The sequence below is a fragment of the Paraburkholderia fungorum genome, assembly GCF_900099835.1.
GTDB lineage: Bacteria > Pseudomonadota > Gammaproteobacteria > Burkholderiales > Burkholderiaceae > Paraburkholderia > Paraburkholderia fungorum_A.
Window position 1 is genome coordinate 1,231,968 of sequence record NZ_FNKP01000002.1, and the last position, 21,463, is coordinate 1,253,430.

The window sequence follows — 21,463 nt, forward strand, 5'->3', positions numbered from 1 at the left end:
CGCGCGAGTAAAGCGCCACCGCCACCGTTATATGCCGATCGACTAAGCACCTGACAATTTGTTGGTTCTTTATGGCAGCACGCGCTGCTACAGTCGCCGCGCAGGTGCGCAAAACGCGCCGACGTAATGCAGAACCATCGAAATCAAAAATACGGGGCTTGGATATGAAACGCTTTACCCGCAGTGCTGCCGTCATCGGACTGCTGCTGACATTGTCCGGCGTCGCGCACGCCGACCGGCTCGACGACATCAAGAAAGCGGGCGTGCTGCGCGTCGCGACGTTCGACAGCAATCCGCCGTTCGGTTTCGTCGATCCGAAGACCAATCAGATCGTCGGCCTAGACGTCGACTACGCCCGCGCGGTTGCCGCGAAGCTGGGCGTCAAGCTCGAAATCCAGCCGACTAACCCGGCCAACCGGATTGCGTTCCTGAAGTCGAACAAGGTCGATCTGGTCTTCGCGAACTTCACGATCACCGACGAACGCAAGAAGGAAATCGATTTCAGCACGCCGTATTTCGCGTCGGGCACGCAGTTCATCGCGAAGAAGGGGGTCCTGAAGTCGCCGCAGCAACTGGCCAGCCTGCGCATCGGCGCAGATAAGGGCACGACGAACGAACAGCAGGTGCGCGCGCAATTCCCGAACGCGACGATCGTCGCCTACGACGACACACCGTTCGCTTTCGCCGCGCTGCGCACGGGCAACGTGCAGGCCATCACGCAGGACGGCCCGAAGCTGGTCGCGTTGCTCGCCAACGTGCCGGACAAGGAGAAGTACGAGATCCCGCCGTTCACGATTTCGAACGACTACGAAGGCGTCGGCGTACCGAAGAACGAAGCGCGTCTGTTGAATGTCGTCAACGAGACGCTGGAAGGTCTTGAAGCCAACGGCAACGCCGGGAAGATTTACGACCAGTGGTTCGGTCCGACCAGCAAGGCACCGCTGCCGCGTCTGTTCAAGATCGGCGATCCGCAAAAGAGCTGAACTTTTCACACGTCTGCCAGCCGGCCTGCCGTTTTCATGACGGCGGGCCGGTTTGTTTTGTTTGCGCCTTTGCAATAGCTTCTGCTTTTCTGGATGGGTGGTCATGATGAACGCGTGGCTCGAACCTCGCTACGTCACGTGGATATGGCACGGCTTCGCGATGACGCTGGCGCTGTCGGCCTCGGTGATCGTATGCGCGACGCTGCTCGGTTTCGGGCTGGCGCTCGCGCGCACCGGACCTTATGCGTCGCTGCGCCGTGCGGCAGCCGGTTACGTGATGGTGTTCCGCAATTCGCCGCTGCTGGTGCAACTGCTGTTCTGGTATTTCGGCGCGGCAACCCTGCTGCCCGACAGTGTGATGACCTGGCTCAATACGCCGCACACGATCGCGTTCGGCCCGCTTACGCTCGCGTGGCCGAGCTTCGAATTCGTCGCCGGATGGCTCGGCCTCACGTGCTACACGACGACTTTTATCTGTGAAGAATTTCGCGCGGGGATGCAGGGTGTGCGCGCCGGACAGCATCATGCGGCTGCCGCGCTGGGTCTCACGCGACTCGCGGCGTTCCGCTATGTGATCCTGCCGCAGGCGGTGCGGATCGCGACGCCGCCGCTGGCTGGGCAATATATGAATGTGATCAAGAACTCGTCGCTGACGATGGCAATCGGTCTCGCCGAGTTGTCGTATGCGTCGCGCCAGGTCGAGACGGAAACGTTGAAGACGTTTCAGTCGTTCGGCATGGCGACCGTGCTTTACGTCGTGTCGATTGCAGCGATCGAAGTTGCGTTGCTACTGTGGCAGCGACGCGGCGCTTCGGGCGCGCGCGGCTTGCGGCTTTCGCGTGGAGGCCGTTCATGAGCGCACTCGACTGGTTGCCTGTCGCGCGTTATCTGCTGCTCGGCGCGTTCCCTGCGGGGCCGCTCGGCGGCGTCGCGCTGACGCTGGTGCTGACCGTGCTGTCCGCCGTATTGTCCGCGTTGCTCGGACTCGCAGGCGGCGTCGCACTGGTGATGACGCGCGGCGGCGTGCATATGCTGCTGCTCGCCTTCGTCGGCTTTTTTCGCGCGATTCCGGTGCTGATGCTGATCTTCTGGACCTTCTTCCTGATGCCGGTGCTACTGCATATCGATGTGCCGGGACTCGCGACGGTCGTGTGCGCGCTCGCGCTGATCGGCGGCGCGTATCTGTCGCATTCGGTGCAGGCGGGCATCGTCGCGGTCGGCGACGGCCAGTGGCAGGCCGCGATGTCGCTCGGCATGACGCGCGCGCAGGCGTTGCGGCACGTGCTGCTGCCGCAGGCTATCAGGATGATGGCACCGTCGTTTATCAATCAGTGGGTGTCGCTGATCAAGGATACGTCGCTGGCGTATATCGTCGGCGTGCAGGAATTCACGTTTCTGGCGAACCAGGTCAATAGCCGGCTGATGGTGTATCCGGCGCAGATTTTCCTGTTCGTCGGTCTGGTGTATCTGGTGCTGTGCACCGCGTTTCAATGGGGTGCGACAAGGCTGCTGGCGGCAACCTCGGGCGGCCTCGGTGCGTCGCGTTAGTGTTGCCGCTGCGTGTGCCGCTCAATGGCGTTGCCGCAGATAAGTAAATGAAAAATGAATGGTTCTATGCGGCCATTCGACGCTTTAACCTCGGTTAACTCTGCCGAGGTAGCATGAACGACATCTCCAACACCGGTGTATTGCAGGCGCGGCCGCCGCGCCGCGCGCATGTGATTGAAAGCGATGCTGAAGCGCTGGCCGTCGCCGAAAAACTTGCGCTCGAATTTGCGGTGGGCGCGTCAGAACGCGACCGGCTGCGCCGTCTTCCGCATGACGAGATCGAGCGTTTCAGCGAGAGCGGTCTGGGCGGCATTACCGTGCCGCGCGAGTATGGCGGCGCGGATGTTTCGTTCGTCACGCTCGCGCGCGTGTTCGCGATTCTGTGCGAAGCGGATCCGTCGCTCGGGCAAATCCCGCAGAATCATTTTGGCTTTCTGAATGTGATCCGCACGTTTGGGTCGCCGTCGCAGAAAGAGCGCTATTTTGCGGGCGTGCTCGCGGGCAAGCGGCTGGGCAATGCCGGGCCCGAGCGCAATTCGCGCAATACCACCGACGTGCAAACCCGCCTCGCCACAATCAACGGCGAACTGCGCGTGAACGGCCGCAAATACTATTCGACCGGCGCGCTGTTCGCGCACTGGGTGCCGGCCAAACTGCTCGACGACGAAGGGCGGCTCGTCACTGCGATCATCGAACGCGACAGTGCGGGGCTGACCGTGATCGACGACTGGTCGGGGTTCGGGCAGCGCACGACGGCGAGCGGTTCGGTCGTGTTCAACAACGTGCTGGTCGATCCCGATGCCGTGTTGCCGCTATGGCAGAACGCCGACGAGCCGTCGCTCATCGGACCGGTTTCGCAGATCATCCAGGCCGCGATCGACGCGGGCATCGCACGCGCGGCCGTGAAGGAAACCGTGCGCTTCGTGCAGACGCAGGCGCGGCCCTGGCTCGACGCCGGTGTTGAACGCGCGACTGACGATCCGTATGTGATTCGCGACGCGGGTCTGCTCCACGTCGAACTGCATGCCGCGGAAGCCGTGCTGGAGCGTGCCGCGCGCGCGCTCGACCGGATTCGCACGCAACGCGTCACTGCGCAGACGCAGGCGGAAGCGTCGATTGTGGTCGCCAAAGCGAAGGCGCTGACCACCGAGGCCGCGCTGAATTCCGCCGAAAAACTCTTCGAGCTTTCAGGCTCACGCGCAGTGCTGGCCGAACACAATCTCGATCGACACTGGCGCAACGCGCGCGTGCATACGCTGCATGACCCGGTGCGCTGGAAATACTTCGCAATCGGCAACTATGTGCTCAATGGCGTGCTGCCGCAGCGGCACGCGTGGATCTGATACGGACTCGGCAAGCACCATGACCCCAGCAATCGACACCTCGGCCGTTCAGGCCGCCACGCTGATCCGCTCCGAAGACGAAGCACTCGATGTCGCCCGCGCGCTCGCCGAATCGTTTGCACGCGAAGCTGCTCAGCGCGATGCGCAGCGACGTGCGCCGTATGAAGAACTGGCGCGTTTTTCCGCGTCGGGTTTGTGGGGCATCACTGTGCCGCGCGAATACGGCGGCGCGGGCGTGTCGAGCGCGACCTTGTCGCAAGTCGTCGCGCTGATTTCCGCAGCCGATGGCTCGCTCGGACAGATCCCGCAGAATCACTTTTACACGCTTGAAGTGATCCGCGTGCAGGGCAGCGCTGCGCAGAAAGACCGGCTTTTTCAGCGGGCATTGCGAGGCGAGCGCTTCGGCAACGCGCTCGCCGAGCGCAAATCGCGCACTGCGTCGGAGCGTACGACGCAACTCGTGCCGGATGGCGACGACGCATTCCGCGTGACGGGCGAAAAGTTCTACGCGACCGGCGCGTTGTACGCGCAGTGGATTCCCACCGCCGTCGTCGGGCCGGATAAGAAGACCTGGCTCGCGTTTATCGCGCGTGATGCGCAGGGTGTTGACGTGATCGATGACTGGTCGGGCTTCGGTCAGCGGAATACCGCGAGCGGCACCGTCAGATTCGACAACGTGCGCGTCGCCGCCGCCGACGTGTTGCCTGCCGACGCGGACGGTGAGCGCACGACTATCAAGGCCTACGCGCAGGTGATTCACGCGGCGATCGACCTGGGACTGGCGCGCGGCGCTCACGATGCCGCGCGTGCGTTCATCACCACGCAATCGCGTCCGTGGATCGAAGCCAATGTCGAGCGTGCCGCCGACGATCCGTTGACGATCAGCGAATTCGGCCGCCTCGCGGTGCGGCTGGAAGCGGCCGATGCGCTAGTCGAACGTGCGTCGATTCTGATCGATGCGGCCCGCGACGATCCGCAACCGGACACGCTCGGCCGCGCGATCATCGCCGTCGCCGAAGCGCGCACGCTGACCACGGAAATCTCGCTTGCCGCATCGAGCAAACTGTTCGAACTGGCGGGCACGCGCGCGACGACCAGCGAACTCAACCTCGACCGCTACTGGCGCAACGCGCGCGTGCATACGCTGCACGATCCGGTGCGCTGGAAAATCGCCGCGGTCGGCGACTACTACCTGAACGACCGCTTGCCCGCGCAGAGCGGCACGACCTGAACCCGCAGCATTTCTCCGGCAGCCATCTTCATGACCAAGCAGATCCTGCTCAACGCGTTCAACATGAATTGCGTGGGCCATATCAACCACGGCTTGTGGACCCATCCGCGCGACCGCTCGGTGGATTATAAAAAGCTGTCGTACTGGACCGACCTCGCGAAGCTGCTTGAACGCGGCCTGTTCGACGGCCTGTTTCTCGCGGATATCGTCGGCGTGTACGACGTTTATCAGCAATCGGTGGAGTTGCCGCTGAAGGAGTCGATCCAGTTGCCGGTCAACGATCCGTTGCTGACCGTCTCTGCGATGGCGGCGGCAACGAAACATCTCGGCTTCGGCGTGACCGTCAATCTGACTTACGACTTGCCGTACCTGCTCGCGCGCCGTTTCTCCACGCTCGATCATCTGACCGATGGCCGCATCGGCTGGAATATCGTGACCGGTTACCTCGAAAGCGCGGCACGTGCGATGGGCCTCGGCGAGCAGATCGCGCACGACGAACGCTACGATCGCGCGGACGAATTCCTCGAGGTCGCCTACAAGCTGTGGGAAGGCAGTTGGGAAGACGACGCGGTGCGCGTCGACCGCGCCGCACGCATCTACGCCGACCCCACGAAAGTGCGGCCGATCGAACATCACGGACGCTACTACGATGTCGACGGCTATCACCTGTCCGAGCCTTCGCCGCAACGCACGCCGGTGCTGTTTCAGGCAGGGTCGTCGGGACGCGGCCAGCAGTTTGCCGCGCGTCACGCGGAGTGCGTGTTCGTCTCGCAGCAGAAGCCCGCCGCGCTGCGGCAACTGGTGGCGGACGTGCGCACAGCCGTACGCAACGAGGGGCGCGATCCGGCCGATATCAAGTTCTTCATGGGCCTCTCCGTGGTCGTCGCGCCGACCGAAGCGCAGGCGCGCGAGAAGTACGCGGAATATGTGCGCTATGCGAGTCCCGAAGCCGGACTCGCGCATTACGCGAGTTCGAGTGGGATCGATTTTTCGCGCTATGCGCCGGACGAGCCGATCCGTTACGCAAAAAACAACGCAATCGAATCGGTGATGAAGAACCTGACCGGCGCGGGCCGCGAACGCACGGTCGCGCAGATTCTCAACGAGGAACTGCAACTGGGCGGACGCTACCCGGCGATTGTCGGAACACCGGAGCAGGTGGCCGATGAATTGATCGGCTGGATCGAGCAGACCGATATCGACGGCTTCAACCTGGCGCGCACCGTGACGCCGGAATGCTATAGCGATTTCATCGATCTGGTGATTCCGGTATTGCAGGAGCGCGGCGCGTACAAGACTTCGTATGCCGAAGGCACGTTGCGCGAGAAGCTGTTCGGTGCGGGCCGCGCGAAGCTGCCAGACGAACATGCGGGCGCACAGGTGGGTCGAGGGATCGCTGTCTGACGAAAAAGCGGTGACAGGTGGTCGTTTTATGAAGTTTTTAAGAAGCCGATCATTAGATCAGGATTCCCGATTTGCATAGTTGAATTCATCGTTTTGCCGGTAGCGGTGACATGACTACCATCCAACGTTCCAGCTATTCACGCGAGAAACGAGATCATGTCCACCGTTGCTTTCCCTTCGACTGCGGTCGACCCCCACGCATCAACGGATAGTGCGGCGCGTCCCGCCGTGATCCGCAGCGCACAGGATGTCTCGCGCATCGTCAACGCAGGTGCAGCGCAAGGCAGTAACGCGCGCATCGTGATTGCCATCGCGCTGGGCGGCGTTTTTCTCGATGCGTACGATCTCACGTCGCTCGCCTACGGTATCAAGGACATCGCGCGGCAGTTCTCGCTGTCGCCGGTTCAGGTCGGTTTCGTTTCTTCGGCGATCACGTTCGGCGCGATTCTCGGTGCGCTGTTCGGCGGCTATCTGACCGACCGTATCGGCCGGTATCGCGTGTTCATGGCTGACATGCTGTTCTTCGTGGTCGCGGCGATTGCCGCCGGTCTCGCGCCGAATGCGTGGGTACTCGGTGGCGCGCGCTTTCTGATGGGCTTCGGTGTCGGGCTCGATCTGCCGGTGGCGATGGCCTTTCTCGCGGAGTTCTCGCGCGTGGCGGGCAAGGGCAACAAGGCGGCCAGCGTCGCCGCGTGGTGCCCGGCGTGGTATGCGGCCACCAGTACCTGCTATCTGCTGATCCTCGGGCTGTATGCGATCTTGCCGGAGCATCAGCTAGGTTGGCTGTGGCGCTTGACGCTCGCGTTCGGCGCGGTGCCGGCCATCGTGATTATTCTGGTGCGCAGCCGCTATATCAGCGAGTCGCCGGTATGGGCCGCGAATCAGGGCGACCTCGACGAGGCCGCGCGCATTCTGAAGCGCACGTATGGCGTTGATGCGGTAGTGGAACGCAGCGATGAGCCGATCGTCAAACCGCGCGCTGCGTCCTGGCGCAACTACGGCGTGCTGTTCAACGATACGTACCGCCGCCGCACGATTCTCGCGGCAGTGATCGGCAGCGCTTCGTCGTTCGGCTATAACGCGATCATTTTCGGCTTGCCGGTGATCATCGCGAGCTTCTTCCACCAAGGCCCGCTCACGACGATCATTGCGGCGCTTGCGTTGAATCTGGTGTTTGCGTTCGTCGGCGGATTGATCGGCGTATGGACCGCGCCAACGGTCGGCGCATGGAAGATGACCGTGCTCGGACACTCGCTGCAATTCGCGTCGCTGATTGGTCTTGCACTAATCGGAAAGCCGGGCAGCGGGGCGCTCGTCGTCGTCGCGATTCTGTTGCTCGGCGGCTATCTGTTCGGTCAGGGCTTCGGACCCGGTTCGCATTCGATGACCTATGCGTCGCTGAGCTATCCCACGTCGATTCGCGGCATTGGCGTGGGCTTCAATCAGACGCTAGTGCGCTCGGCGTCCACGATTTCGCTGTTTCTGTTTCCGGTGCTTGCCGCGTGGCTCGGCACGAAGGTGTTCTGGGTGATCGCGATTGCGCCGCTGACTTCGCTGCTGGTGCTGCTCGCGATCCGCTGGGAGCCTTCGGGATACGACATCGACGCAGAGGATTATGCGCAGCCGGCATCGACGTAACGCTCAGGAAAAAAACTTAAAAAATGGCGTCCATTCGCGAAGATTGCCCTCGGTGCACTGACGGGTCGAACCATGACGAAGCCGCGCACGAACCGGTATTGACCGCACGCGCGTTGACCAAACATTTCGGCGCGACGCTCGCGTTGTCGAAGTTCGATCTGTCGATCGGGCGCGGCGAAGTCGTCGCGCTGATGGGCGCCAACGGCGCGGGCAAGTCGACCTTCGTCAAGCTATTGAGCGGCGTCTATGCGGCCGATGGCGGTACGCTGACGCTCGCCGGCAAGCCCTATCGGCCGGCCTCGCCGCAGACTGCGCGGCAACTCGGCATAGCGACCGTGCATCAGTCGATAGCGGATGCCGTGGTGCCTACGTTGTCGATCGCGGACAACCTGCTGCTCGACCGTCTGTGCGATCCCGCATCGCCGTGGCGGGTGCCGCCTGGCGAGCGGCGCGAAGCGGCCGCGCCGCTGGCAGCCAGAGTCGGGCTGGATGTGGATCTGTCCGCGCCGCTCGGTTCGCTGTCGCTCGCGAGTCAGCAGCTGGTGACGCTGGCGCGCGCGCTGGCATCGCAGCCGCGTCTGCTGATTCTCGACGAACCGACCGCGAGTCTGTCAGCCGCCGAAGCCGGGCGGCTGTTCGCGCGGCTGGAGCCGTTGCGCGACGAGGGCGTGGCGATTCTGCTGGTGTCGCATCGGCTCGGCGATTTGCGGCGCATGGCCGATCGTGTCGCGATCATGCGCGACGGCCATCTGGTTGCCGACCTGCAACCGCCGATCGATTTCGACGCCGCGATAGAAACGATGATCGGCAGGCCCATGCCGCAAAGCCGCACCGTGGATGTCACGCGCGCGGCTTCGCTCGAACCGTGTTTCAGCGCGCGCGATTTGCAGTTGACGCCCACCAGCGTGCCGTTCGATCTCGACGTGCAGCGCGGCGAAATCGTGGCGATTGCGGGCCCGGTCGGCGGCGGCAAGTCGCGTCTTGCGCGTGCGATCTTCGGCGCGGCACGCGCGAACGGTGGCGAGATGACGCTCGACGGCAAGCGCTGGCGTCCGCGTTCTCCCGCCGATGCCATTCGCGCCGGTGTGTTTCTCGCGGGCGAAGATCGCTGGCGCTCGTCGCTATTTCCCGACAGCGTGCCGTTCGCGTCGATTGCGGGCACGCTGAGCTTTCCGTTTCTGTCGCGCTGGTTCAAACGCGGCACGGTGCGCGGCGCAAGAGAGCGCGAAGCCGCCAGCGACGCGATCAAAACCTTCGGCATCCGCTGCACGGGACCGGACGACCGTCTCACCCGGTTGTCGGGCGGCAACCAGCAGAAAGTCGTGCTCGCGCGCTGGCATGTCGAACCCGCGCGGCTGTTGCTGCTCGACGAACCTTTTCAGGGTGTCGACGCCGGAGCGCGCGCCGATATCGTCGATACGTTGCGACGGCATGCGCACAAACGCGCGACGCTGGTGTTCGTCAGCGATCTCGAAGAAGCGCTCGAAATCGCCGATCGCGTCGTGTGGTTCGATCGCGCGACGCTCGATCGCTCGTCTACCTCCAACCCGAGTTCAGTGGTCCATTCATGAAACCCGTCACCCCTTCCATTGCCCGCGACGCGGGTGCCGTGCAACGCGCGCGGCCCACGTTGCGCACTCTGCGCGATCAGCTCGAACGCACCGGCATCCTGCTCGTGCTGGCGATACTGATTGCGGTGTTCGCCACCAAAGAGCCCGCGTTCCTGAATCTCGACAACCTGTTCAGCATTTTGCAGGCGGTATCGATCGTGGCCTTGCTCGGTATCGGCGTGACGATCACGCTGGCGGCGGGCGGCTTCGATCTGTCGGTGGGCAGCGTGGCTGCGTCGGCGCAGATGGCGGCAAGCTACGTGTTGATCGTATGGCACGGCAGCGCGCTCGCGGCGGTGGCGGCCTGTGTGGTGCTCGGTGTCGTCGCCGGATTGTTCAATGGCTTGCTGATTACGCGGTTGCGTGTGCCCGATCAACTGGCCACGCTCGGCACGCTGTTTCTGCTCGCCGGTCTGCAACTGATCCCGACCGGCGGACGCTCGCTCGCAACCGGCACGGTGTTGCCCGACGGCACCGAAGCGAGCGGCGTATTCACCGACGCGTTTCTCGCGTTGGGGCGCTTCCGGCTATTCGATGTCGTGCCGTTGCCGGTGCTGATTCTCGCGGTGCTGACCATCGTCGCCATCATCGTGATGGAGACGACCCGTTGGGGCCGCGTGATCTACGCGATCGGCGGCAACGAGACCGCCGCGCGTCTCGCCGGTGCGCCGACCGCGCGCTATCGGGTAGCGGCTTATGTGGCGTCGGGCGCGATTGCATCGCTGGGCGGCGTGCTGATCGCCGCTCGCGTGGGCCGCGGCGACGTCAGCGCGGGACATTCGCTGCTTCTCGATGCGGTGGCCGCCGCGCTGATGGGCTACGCGGTGTGGGGTGCAAAGCGGCCCAATGTGTTCGGCACGGTGGTGGGCGCGGTGTTCGTCGGCGTATTGCTGAACGGGCTGACGATGCTGAATGCACCGTATTACATGCAGGATTTCATTAAAGGCGTGTTGCTGGTGCTTGCGTTGGCGTTTACTTTCAGCGTGGGCCGACGGGTGGATTCGCGCGCCTGATCAGCCCGTTGCAAGCCGCTTTTCGAGCCGGTTCGCGCAGGGAATTTTCACAGCGCAATCCGTTTGCCATCCGAAGGAATATCGATTGCCGAATCGTTCAGTTTGCGCGCGCGATTCCCGCTGATAGATTGAGCGAACAGTCATTCAAGCGGAGACACTCATGGCGGAAGTTGACGAAACGGTTTCATCGAATACAGCCGGTACGGATCGGCCTGCGGTACGTGTAATCGCCGACGACGCGCAAGCCATCGCGGTAGCGCACGAACTGGCGGCCCGCCTTGCGCAGGACGCTGCCACGCGCGACGTGCAACGCCGGTTGCCGCGCGAGGAAATTGAATGGTTCTCGCAATCGGGGTTATGGGCGATCACAGTGCCGAAGGAATACGGCGGAGCGGGCGTGTCTTTCGTCACGCTGACCGAGGTCGTGAAGATCGTTTCAGCAGCGGATTCGTCGCTCGGACAACTGCCGCAAAACCATTTCGGGCTGGTCGACGTGATCGCGCTGACTGGTTCGCCAGAGCAGAAAAAGTACTTCTTCTCGCAAGTGCTGGCAGGCAGGCGCTTCGGTAATGGTTTTTCAGAAAAGGGCACAAAAAACGTGCTTGATCTGAAAACAACTGTCACGCGCGACGGTGACGATTACGTCGTGAACGGCACCAAATTCTATGCAACCGGCGCATTGTTCGCCGACTTCGTGCCCGTGCTCGGACTCGACAGCGAACGCAAGGGCTGGCTCGCCTACATCCCGCAAGGCACACAAGGGCTGACCGTGATCGACGACTGGTCGGGCTTCGGTCAACGCACCACGGCGAGCGGAACCGTTGTGCTGGACAGCGTGCGCGTGCCCGCTTCGCACGTGCTGCCCGCGCATCGCGTGTCCGATTTTCCGACGCTCAACGGCCCGGTTTCGCAGATCATCCAGGCGGCCATCGACGCGGGTATCGCGAAGGCCGCAATCGACGACACGCTTACCTTCGTGCGTTCGCGCTCGCGGCCGTGGATCGACAGCGGCGTCGAACGGGCCAGCGACGATCCGCTGACGGTGCGCGAGATCGGCCATTTGCACATCCAGTTGCATGCAGCCGAGGCGCTGCTCGAACGGGCCGCGCGCGTGATCGACGACATCGCGGCGAAAGCGGAGCCGACCGAGGACGACATCGCGCGTGCGTCGGTGGCAGTGGGCGAAGCCAAAGTGTTGACTACCGAAGTCGCGCTGCTCGCGGGCGAAAAGCTGTTCGAACTTTCCGGCACGCAATCGACGCTCAGCGAACACAACCTCGACCGCCACTGGCGCAATGCGCGCGTGCACACGCTGCATGATCCGGTGCGCTGGAAGTATCACCTCGTGGGCAATTACTACCTGAACGGCGTCAAACCCGTGCGGCACCCGTGGAATTGACGCGACAGACGACGACAGGCGCGCTGGCAAAAATCGCCGTCGCGATGACCACCCGAAATATCTGACCGAATCCAATCATGGCAAGAGAAATCCGCCTCAACGCGTTCGACATGAACTGCGTGGGGCATCAGTCGCCGGGCTTATGGGCGCATCCGCGCGATACGTCGTGGCGTTACAAGCAACTCGACTACTGGACCGATCTCGCGAAGCTGCTCGAACGCGGCAAGTTCGACGGCCTTTTTATCGCGGACGTGCTGGGTACGTACGACGTCTACAACGGCAATGCGGAAGCGGCGATTCGCCAGGCCGCGCAGGTACCGGTCAACGACCCGGTGCTGCTGGTGTCGGCGATGGCGCACGTCACCGAACATCTCGGCTTCGGCGTGACGTGTTCGCTGTCGTACGAACATCCGTATCCGTTCGCGCGCCGCATGTCGACGCTCGATCATCTGACCAACGGCCGCATCGGCTGGAACATCGTCACGTCGTATCTGGACAGTGCGGCGCGCAATGTGGGCTTGCCCGCGCAGGTCAATCACGACGAACGTTATGCGCTCGCCGAGGAGTATCTGGAAGTCTGCTACAAGCTGTGGGAATCGTCGTGGGAAGACGATGCCGTGGTGCGCGATGCCGCGCGGCATGTGTTCACCGAGCCGTCGAAGGTGCATCCGATCAATCATCACGGCAAGCACTTCGACGTGCCGGGCATTCACCTGAGCGAGCCGTCGCCGCAGCGCACACCGGTGCTGTATCAGGCGGGCGCGTCGAAGCGCGGCAAGGATTTCGCCGCCCAGCACGCCGAGTGCATCTTTATCTCGGCACCGTCGCGCACGATTCTGAAGAGCTTTGTCGCCGACATCAGGGCGCGCGTGAAATCGTTCGGCCGCGATCCGCATGACGTTCTGATCTTTAATCTGCACACGGTCATTACCGGCAAAACGTCAGCTGAAGCGCACGCGAAGCACGCCGACTATCGCCGCTATACCAGCGACGAAGGCGCGCTCGCGTTGATGTCGGGATGGACCGGCATCGACCTGTCGAAGTACGACCTCGATGAACCGCTGCGCTATGTCGAGAGCAATGCGGTGCAATCGGCGGTGGAAGCGTTGTCGAGCGCGGACCCGACGCGCGTGTGGACCGTACGCGAGATTGCGAAGTGGGGCGGCATTGGCGGACTTGGGCCGCTTTCGGTGGGCTCCCCTGAGGAAATCGCCGATGAGTTGCAGTCATGGGTCGAAGAAACCGACGTCGACGGATTCAATCTCGCCTATGCGCTGACGCACGAAAGTTTCGTCGATTTCGTCGATCTGGTCGTGCCCGAACTCCAACGTCGCGGCGTCTACAAGACCGATTACACGCAGGGTTCATTGCGCGAAAAATTGCATGGGCGTGGTGCGCGATTGAGCGACCCTCATCCCGGCGCTGCGTATCGCGCGCACGCGTCGGCTCATGCCGGATAGCACCGTTTGATTCATAACAACATCAATTACTGGTTGGAGATCAATGATGAAATCGTTTCTTCGTCGCAAGCTGGACCGGCACGTGAATGTGAAGCTCAAGTCGGGCGTGCTCGCCGTGGCTGCCGCCGCGATGCTTGCGGGCGGCGTCGCGCACGCGGACCCGCTCAAAGGCGCACCGGCTCCGTTCGATAAAGGCGGCGTGAAAATCGCGCTGGTCAACTATCTGTCGACCGGCGATTTTTTCCAGGCGTATGAAGCCGGCGCGCAGAAGCAGGCGAAGGCGCTCGGCGTCGATCTGCGTATCTACGAAGGCCGTCAGGACGCGGCCGAACAGCGTGAGCAGATTCAGCAGGCGATCAGCCTCGGCGTGTCGGCGATCATCGTCAATCACGGCTTGCCGGAATCGCTGAAGGACGTCGTGCAGCGCGCGTTGGACAAGGGCATCAAGGTCGTCGCGTTCGATGTCGACCTGGGCAATCCCAAGGTGCCGCAAATCGAGCAGAGCGATCACGATCTGGCCGAGTTGCTGCTGAATCAGGCCGTCAAGGATAACGGCGATACCTTCGACGCCGGCTATGTCTACGTAGCGGGTTTCGCGCCACTCGACCGGCGCGATGCCGTGTGGCGCGATTTCAAGGCTGCGCATCCGAAGGTGCAGGAGAAGGCGCGCTGGGGCACGGTGGACAATCCGATTGCGCAGTCGGTGGCGAATCAGGCGTCGGCGGCGTATCGCGCGCACCCGGAGATTCGCGTGGTGTTCGCACCGTATGACGAATTCGCGCGCGGCGCGAAGCTCGCCGCCGACGAAGCGAATCTGTCGTCGAAGCTGCGCATTTACAGCGCCGACATTTCGACTTCCGACATCGAAGCGATCCGCGCGCCGAACAGCGCGTGGGTCGCGACGGCGGCGACGAATCCCGCAGTGGTCGGCGCGGTGTCGGTGCGGACCGCTGCGTTGCTGCTCGCGGGGCAGGAGTCGGAGCATCGCATCGTCGTCAAGCCGACGCTGATTACCCGCGACGATCTGGTGAAGAACAACATTAAAACGATTGCCGAACTCGGCGAGAAATTCCCGGCGTTCCGTTCGAGCGATGCTGCGACGGCGTCGTGGATTCCGACGGCGAACTGATTGGAGCGTGCTGTTTGATACGCGCTGTGCTCTCGACGATAGAGCACAGCGCGTTGTAAAGCGGCGATTGCCAACAAACACGACTACCGGAACTACCAGTCGATCCGGTGCTTCTCGCCGGTCTCCCGATGACGCCGGTCGTCGTCCACATGCAGATACTGGCTCGTCGTGGTCAGCGAGGCATGCCCCAGGTTGTCGCGCACGAGGCGCACGTCCACCTGCTGATCCGCCATGTGCGACCCCGCGCTGTGCCGCAGCCAATGCGCCGAAGCCTGTTCCAGGTGATTCGCGCGCTGCGCATAGTCGGCACCGCGTTCGCGAAGCGCCGTCGATACGTCTCCGAAAACCTGCTTGACGATGCGGTGCAGTCCGGCACGCGTGAGCGGCTTGCGCGATTGACCGATGGGCAGCACGAGCGGCGTGTCTTCATCGGCTGAAGGCAGCGCGGACAACCCCCGTTCGCGCCGATACGCCGAAAGCTCCGCCATCATTTCGGCGGTAGCTGGCACGAGCCGCTCCTTGCCGCCTTTACCCATCACCTCGAGCCACCAGCGATCTTCGCCATTCGCGTCACGGCGCGCAAAAAATCCGCCCATGGTGTTTTCGCCGACCTCGGTAATACGCAATCCGCCGAGATAAAGCAGCGTGAACAGCCAGCGCACGCGCGCGTAGTGTTCGCGCTCGCGACTGGTTTGCTGCGGCATCGCCTGAATGCCCTTTTTTACGTCGAGCCACAATTCCGGCGACAGGTAACGGGTGATGCGCGGCTTCGCGCGACGCACCCGCTGACGCGCGAGCGACAGCGGATTGCCCGCCAGATAACCCGCCTGCACCAGCCACGCGAACATCACGTTGAGAATCACCATCGCCTGACGCTGGCTGGACGCGGAGAGCGGGCCGTAGAACGGCCGCCAGCGCGGATCGCCGCGCGGGTGTTTGCGGCCGCCGCTAGCAGTCCACTTCGCGGCGGGCTGCGGATCGGCGAGGAAGTGTTGATAGACGAGCAGGTCCTCGTGTGTCAGCGACGACAACGGTTTGCCCAGTTGCAGCACCGACCAGAGCAGCAGGCGCTCGGCTTCCTTGCGGTAGTTGTCGAAGGTGGTTTTCGTATCGACGAAACGGGCGAGCCATGCGCGGATCGCGTCGAGATCGTTGTTGGCGGCGATCTGGGCGATGGTTTGTCGCGCGCGGTTGGCGCCGTGGGAGCCGTCGAGTTCGGCTGCGAGAGCCAGAGTTTCGATGGGGCGCGGAGTGGGCGGGAGGAGGGGCACGGGCTGGTTTTACGAGGCTTATGAGAGTGCGGGCATTTTCAGAAGTGACGACTTCTGAAAATTTCAACATTATAACCGTAATGTCAAAACGTTAGTGCTCGTTAGTTAAATTTATAACGGTTTACGTAATATTATTGATTGTTTTGTGAGCTGAATTCGTCCCGGATTCCGTAGATGGCTAGCCGCATCAAGCAGGAGAGTTTTTGGCGAGGGGCTGCGAGCAGAGAATGCGCTTCACATGCGGCGCAGATGCACTTTTGTGCTCGGCATGCGAACAGGTTGGATATGTGCTGCCGTACTTGCCTGCGGGAACCATAGAACGCGCTCTAACGACTTACGGTAAGACAGCCACGGGAGGAAACGCGCGGGTGTAACGGCGTCTGGAAATGCCGTTACGCAAAGAGTTGCGCCTGTCTCGCGAACAGAAGGCGAGGGCACTTGGCGACGGGATGTAACAGCGTCGCTTACCAGATACAAAGTGAAAGAGTTTGACGGCGCGGGGTGTGCGAAAATCGCAACTTTCGTTCCTGGGTGTCGATTCGAGCAGGGCTCTGGCTTCCTGTCGCAGCTTTCCTGGCCACTTTGCCGGAACGGGCAAGCGAGGGAAGCGGCACAACGCTCGAATTCAGGCCCAAGCCAATCCACAGCCCCCAGGAACAAACCCGTTTTCCGGATCATTTATTTTGTAAGGCATGAGGTGAATATGATTGCGCGCTGTGTGGGAATGTTGGTGCTGGCGGGGGCGTTGCTCTCATTGACGGGCTGCAATACCGTGGCCGGCTTCGGTCAGGATATCTCGGGGGCATCCCGCTCGGTACAGCGCGCTCTTTGACGCTGAATAGCGACAGCGCGGGTTGAAGGGGCTGGGTAATCGGCGATTGCCTGATACGCCTTGCTGGCGATGCTGAATTACTGGAAGCCGCCCCCCGCGTGACCGCACTCGTCGCTAGAGTGCGGACCTACGTTTTTTCGCAGTATTGCCGTTCCTTGTCGCGATGTGGCCAGGTGACGCGTTATCGCTCATTTGAGCTGTCGCCGGTCTTGCCGTTCTCGCCGTTCTCGCGCACCAATTCGCATTCTTCGCTCTGAATCCAGCGCAGCGATGATGACAGCGGCTGTACCAGCCGCGAGACGAGAGGCGGCTATTTCAATCACGCGTTCGCGGATTCAGGCCGCTTCAGCTATCGGCGCTTCCAGAAGACAACCAAACTCGCGCGCGAAATCCACCGACACTCGCGCATGCACGGCACCTTGCTTGTCGAAGAACCGCTGCGTGCCTTCCAGCGTGAAAACGCCTTCGTGCCAGATGTCCGGATGAATATAGAGGCCGTGCCGTCCGTCAAACCGGAAGCACACGAATTTCTCCGGCGAGACATCGTCGCCGGGCAATGCCAGCGGAACATAGAACGGACGATGGTCGAGCGGAAAGAACAGTTGTCCGCCGTCCGGATGGTAGTTCGCGTGCCATAACAACATGCGCTCCGGCGCGCGGGCGTGGTCTTCGCGCGCTGCGCCGGGCTCCATGGCGTACGCGAGAATATAGTGGCCGCTCACCGCCGCGTTGCGGCCATACAGAATGTCGCCGCGCCACTCGCTGACGAACGTGCCTTCGGTCGTGCCGGCTTCGTCGCCGGTTCCGGGATCGATGGGCCTCGATCCGGTGGCCGGCCACCGCACGATTTCGATCGCACAGTCGCTCGGGTCGGCGACAAGGCGGCCATATCCCTCGAGCGTTGCATCGGTCGCGTCGACAACGGGCATCGTCACGCGACGCAGGTCTGCGGGAAGGGCGGGATTGAGATAGTCGATTTCGTCGGGCATCGGCAGACTCTATAACAGTCAGATGACATTTTCAGGCAGGCGATCAGTTCAAAAACCGCCGGATCGCCGCCGAGAATGCAGCGGGATTTTCGATCATCAGTAAATGGCCGCAGTGATCGAGCGTCTCGCGGCCGGCGCTTTTTTCAAGTGCCCAATGGGGCACATTCCAGCTACTGTGCGAACGCTCGCCAGAAAGCAGATACACGGAATGACGCGCGAATACCTGCTTCAAGGTGGAAAGATAGTCGACACTCCCCGTGACCGCCACAACGGATTGCCCCATTGCCCGTAATGTCGACGCGGGCTGATAGTCGAGCCAACGCGCGGCCGAGTCTGCCATTGTCGGCGTCGCATCGGGGATCGCGCCGCGCAGCCATTCGAGCGGATCGGCGCGGAAACTTTCCAGCATCTTCCCGGCTTCGGCGGGTGTCATGCGGCCGACCGAAGCGGACCAGAATGCATCGTCCAGAGTGAAGTTTCCTTCGACGTTGACGATCCGCCGCACGCGGTCGGGGTAAGCGTGCGCGAACAGCATCGCAATCGCACCGCCCACTGAGTGGCCGACAAGATCGACGCTCGTCGTGCCGAATTTGGCGTCGACGAACGCGCGAATATGTTCGACCTGTGCGGGCAGCGAAATGCGGTCGAACAAAGTGCCTCGGTACTCGCCATAGCCCAGCAAATGTGGCGCGGCGTATTCCGCGTCGAACCCTGCTACGTCAAAGGTACCGATGAAGCCGTGAATAAAAATAACGGGCGGCTTGCCATTCATACGACGTTGTCTCCTCTCATCTCGATGATCCACGGACCTTCGGCATGCCGGTTATCAGGCGCATTTTCCGGTCCGTCCAGCGACTGACGACTTTACCAAACAGATAACGCATCGCGGCATTTATTCAATGGACGGTGCAAGTGCGCCGCTCACGCTCAATCTTCCGTGACGCTATACGGGATTGTCGATGGTGCCGTGAGGTACACGAATAATGGGCATGGTTCGGTGACGTCGATGAGCACGAATGGCTGGCTTTCGTCGAATCGCGTCGTCGTTCTCGATCAGGAAGATCTGCCGGACGACGACAACCCGATTGAAAATCCATCGAAGCCGGTCGTCGAGTTTTCTCATTGAGAGAATCGGCTCCCGCACGTCGCCGCGACTCTTCGGCATTAGTGGAGACACGTCGGATAACATGCTGGTCTGCGGTGCCGGGAAATAGGTCATCGGATCGATACGGAAGTGCAGGGTGGTGCGGTGAGAGACAACGCCAGGCCCTACGCCATGGTCTGCGTGTCACGATCTGCGGCACCCGCGTTTGCTCTATCCGGAGACAGCATGGGGAAACTGGACTGGTATCTGAACGTCAACCTGAAGGTGCGGCATCTGCGCCTGCTGGTTGCCGTTTACGATTTCCGAAATCTGCGTCAGGTCGCATCCAATTCATACATCACGGTGCCGGCGGTATCGAAGGCACTCGGCGATATCGAGCGGGCCCTGGGGGTCAAGCTGTTTGAACGCACGGCGAACGGGCTGCGGCCCACCGCGTATGGCGAAAGTGTGGTTCGGCATGCGCGAATCGTGCTCAGCACCCTGAACCAGACCGCTGAAGAAATTCGCGCGCTGCAAACGGGGAGCGCCGGCAAAGTGTATGTGGGAACGTCGCCCATCATGGTGTCGACCATCATGCCGAAAGCACTCACGCTGCTCAAACAGGACACGCCTCACACCAACGTCGAGATCCGCGAAAACCGCATGGGTGCGCTGGTGCAGGAGTTGCAACGGGGCGATCTCGACATGATCGTCGGACGATTGCCGAACAAGTCGGATACCGTCGGCCTGCGTGAGCAGGTGTTGCTCGCGCCGCAGACCAAACTCGTGACCGGGCCGCTTCATCCGCTCGCCGGTAAAACGAAAGTCGAGTGGTCGGATCTCGAAGAATTCCCATGGGTGCTTCCGCCGGTGGGCTCGCTGCTGCGCGAGCCGATTGAAAACGCGTTTGCGCGTCATGGCCTCGCCATGCCCTCCAATTACATCGAAACACTGTCGAACCATTTGATCCGCGCATATCTGCAGTTCAACGACGCGATTGCAATCCATACCGGCGACGTGCTGTACCCCTACGCCGATGTGGGTCCGCTCAACGTGTTGCCGATCGATCTGAAGCTCGTGACGCGTCCGCTCGGTGCGCTCTGGCGTGACGACAAACCTCTCGCGCCTAGCGCCATGTCGTTGCTGCGCTGTCTCGAACAGGTTTGTTCGGCTGACGTCGCCGTCGCCAATCACGCCGACTAGGTTTCGACCGAAACTCGCCCCCGCAAGGGCCGACCGATTTGCCGACGCGCCCTGCGTCGGCGTCGGCCCTGCGTTGTCCTGCCGGACACGCATTCCACTGCATTCTTCCTTTCTGCTCCCACCTCGGCGCATCGCGTAGTTGCGTGGGGGGGCTTTACCAAACGGTTAACGCAACCGCTCTTTATTTCAATAGACGGAAATTGCGCACGGCAAGATCATGTCGTCAACGCGATCACCTGCCTGGCCAGGCCGGCTAGCCTCCGCACCAAGCGGCGACGGCGGGGATCCAGTAAGCCTATTCAAACAGGAGACACCGTTGACTAAAAAAGTCCCGCTCAAAATCGCGATTGCCGGTCACCCGCACACGTCGGCCATTCGCGATGGGGCCATCGAAATCGAAGGCGTCGACGCCGAATTCGTCAATGTGCAGCCGCAAATCGGCGCGTTTCGCCGGATGGTGCGTGACCTTGAATTCGACGTTTGCGAGTTGGCGCCGACCACTTACATCATCGCTCGCGCTCATGGTGCGCCGTTCGTCGGCTTGCCCATTTTCGTCACGCGCCGCTTCCACCACGGCGGCCTGCTGGTTCGTCCGGACGCCGGCATCAAGCATCCGAAAGACCTCGAAGGCAAGAAAGTCGGCGTGCGGGCGTACTCGGTCACGACCGGCGTGTGGACCCGTCAGGTGCTGATCGACGAGTTCGGTCTGGATTCGTCGAAGGTCACCTGGGTGGTCGATGACGAAGAACATGTGACGCAACTGAAGCTGCCGGAAAACGTGATTCACGCGCCGGAAGGCAGCTCGCTTGCCGAAATGATGGCGTCGGGCGAGCTGTCGGCAGGTTTCGCCGGTGCTGCCGGTATCGGCCGAACGGGTGCGCCGACGGGCGGCTGGAAGGAAGTCGAAGCCGACTACCCGGACCTGCTGCCTAACGCCGCGGAACTCGAAGCCGAATACTACGCACGCACCGGCGTTTATCCGATGCACGGCACGATCGTCGTGAAGGATTCGGTGCTGGCCGAGCATCCGTGGATCGCGAAGTCGATTTACGACGCGTTCGCGCAAGCGAAGAAGGAATGGCTCGCGCGTCTCGTTGCAGGCGAAGCCACCACTGCCAGCGACAGGAACTACCTCGAATTACGCAAGATCGTCGGACACGATCCGCTGCCTTATGGTCTGCGGGAAAACCTGAAGACGATTCAAACGCTGGAAGCGACCGCGTTCAAGCAGGGGCTCACGCCGCGACGCATGGATATCGATGAGCTGTTCGTCGATCCACTGGCTGGCTAAGGCGCTGCGACCGCACGATTACCGCAACAAGCTGG

At 62.1% G+C, this 21,463-nt stretch carries 17 protein-coding genes and 1 pseudogene; 15 read left to right on the forward strand and 3 right to left on the reverse strand.

Going from position 1 to position 21,463, the window contains the following annotated elements:
• The first annotated feature begins 164 nt into the window (after positions 1-164).
• The 12 genes from BLS41_RS21455 (at position 165) to BLS41_RS21510 (ending at position 14,758) form a co-directional block, all read left to right on the forward strand.
• Entirely contained in the window at positions 165-983 is an 819-nt protein-coding gene (locus tag BLS41_RS21455; RefSeq protein ID WP_074768456.1) for an ABC transporter substrate-binding protein, read from the forward strand.
• Between the two features lie 106 nt (positions 984-1,089).
• Positions 1,090-1,839 (forward strand): amino acid ABC transporter permease, encoded by a 750-nt coding sequence (locus BLS41_RS21460; protein ID WP_074771095.1) that lies wholly within the window; start codon positions 1,090-1,092, stop codon positions 1,837-1,839.
• On the forward strand, positions 1,836-2,531 hold the full coding sequence (locus tag BLS41_RS21465) for an amino acid ABC transporter permease (RefSeq protein WP_074768458.1): 696 nt from the start codon (positions 1,836-1,838) through the stop codon (positions 2,529-2,531). Before BLS41_RS21460 ends, BLS41_RS21465 begins: the two co-directional genes overlap by 4 nt.
• 113 nt (positions 2,532-2,644) lie before the next feature.
• Positions 2,645-3,874 carry an SfnB family sulfur acquisition oxidoreductase gene (locus tag BLS41_RS21470; RefSeq protein WP_074768460.1) on the forward strand — a complete coding sequence of 410 codons (1,230 nt, stop codon included), beginning with the start codon at positions 2,645-2,647 and terminating at the stop codon, positions 3,872-3,874.
• Positions 3,875-3,893: 19 nt separating this feature from the next.
• Positions 3,894-5,105 (forward strand): SfnB family sulfur acquisition oxidoreductase, encoded by a 1,212-nt coding sequence (locus BLS41_RS21475; protein ID WP_074771096.1) that lies wholly within the window; start codon positions 3,894-3,896, stop codon positions 5,103-5,105.
• Positions 5,106-5,135: 30 nt separating this feature from the next.
• The gene (locus BLS41_RS21480; RefSeq protein ID WP_074768462.1) at positions 5,136-6,509 is read left to right on the forward strand and encodes an LLM class flavin-dependent oxidoreductase; all 1,374 of its coding nucleotides are present in this window, start codon (positions 5,136-5,138) and stop codon (positions 6,507-6,509) included.
• Positions 6,510-6,665: 156 nt separating this feature from the next.
• The gene (locus BLS41_RS21485) at positions 6,666-8,147 is read left to right on the forward strand and encodes an MFS transporter (protein ID WP_074768464.1); all 1,482 of its coding nucleotides are present in this window, start codon (positions 6,666-6,668) and stop codon (positions 8,145-8,147) included.
• Between the two features lie 23 nt (positions 8,148-8,170).
• Positions 8,171-9,718, forward strand: coding sequence for a sugar ABC transporter ATP-binding protein (locus tag BLS41_RS21490; protein WP_083380041.1), 1,548 nt, complete (start codon positions 8,171-8,173; stop codon positions 9,716-9,718).
• On the forward strand, positions 9,715-10,770 hold the full coding sequence (locus BLS41_RS21495) for an ABC transporter permease (RefSeq protein ID WP_074768466.1): 1,056 nt from the start codon (positions 9,715-9,717) through the stop codon (positions 10,768-10,770). Before BLS41_RS21490 ends, BLS41_RS21495 begins: the two co-directional genes overlap by 4 nt.
• Before the next feature lie 160 nt (positions 10,771-10,930).
• Positions 10,931-12,169: an SfnB family sulfur acquisition oxidoreductase gene (locus BLS41_RS21500; protein ID WP_074768468.1), complete on the forward strand. Its 1,239-nt coding sequence runs from the start codon at positions 10,931-10,933 to the stop codon at positions 12,167-12,169.
• A gap of 77 nt (positions 12,170-12,246) precedes the next feature.
• On the forward strand, positions 12,247-13,629 hold the full coding sequence (locus BLS41_RS21505; RefSeq protein ID WP_074768470.1) for an LLM class flavin-dependent oxidoreductase: 1,383 nt from the start codon (positions 12,247-12,249) through the stop codon (positions 13,627-13,629).
• A gap of 46 nt (positions 13,630-13,675) precedes the next feature.
• Positions 13,676-14,758 (forward strand): substrate-binding domain-containing protein, encoded by a 1,083-nt coding sequence (locus BLS41_RS21510; RefSeq protein WP_074768472.1) that lies wholly within the window; start codon positions 13,676-13,678, stop codon positions 14,756-14,758.
• A 92-nt stretch (positions 14,759-14,850) separates the two neighbouring features.
• Here the strand turns inward: BLS41_RS21510 and BLS41_RS21515 are convergent, their stop codons facing one another.
• From BLS41_RS21515 to BLS41_RS21525, 3 genes are all read right to left on the reverse strand, one after another.
• Complete coding sequence (locus tag BLS41_RS21515; RefSeq protein WP_074768474.1) at positions 14,851-16,029, reverse strand: tyrosine-type recombinase/integrase; 1,179 nt, start codon at positions 16,027-16,029, stop codon at positions 14,851-14,853.
• Between the two features lie 1,167 nt (positions 16,030-17,196).
• Positions 17,197-17,850 carry an ureidoglycolate lyase gene (locus BLS41_RS21520; RefSeq protein WP_074768476.1) on the reverse strand — a complete coding sequence of 218 codons (654 nt, stop codon included), beginning with the start codon at positions 17,848-17,850 and terminating at the stop codon, positions 17,197-17,199.
• Between the two features lie 43 nt (positions 17,851-17,893).
• Entirely contained in the window at positions 17,894-18,622 is a 729-nt protein-coding gene (locus BLS41_RS21525; protein WP_074768478.1) for an alpha/beta fold hydrolase, read from the reverse strand.
• 156 nt (positions 18,623-18,778) lie between these two features.
• On the opposite strand from BLS41_RS21525, the pseudogene BLS41_RS39980 reads away from it, so the two are divergent.
• The 3 genes and pseudogenes from BLS41_RS39980 to BLS41_RS21540 form a co-directional block, all read left to right on the forward strand.
• Positions 18,779-18,976, forward strand: a pseudogene (locus tag BLS41_RS39980) (hypothetical protein); the annotation flags it as partial.
• Positions 18,977-19,180: 204 nt separating this feature from the next.
• On the forward strand, positions 19,181-20,137 hold the full coding sequence (locus BLS41_RS21535) for a LysR substrate-binding domain-containing protein (protein WP_074768482.1): 957 nt from the start codon (positions 19,181-19,183) through the stop codon (positions 20,135-20,137).
• A 316-nt stretch (positions 20,138-20,453) separates the two neighbouring features.
• The gene (locus BLS41_RS21540; protein WP_074768484.1) at positions 20,454-21,428 is read left to right on the forward strand and encodes an ABC transporter substrate-binding protein; all 975 of its coding nucleotides are present in this window, start codon (positions 20,454-20,456) and stop codon (positions 21,426-21,428) included.
• Positions 21,429-21,463: the final 35 nt, after the last annotated feature.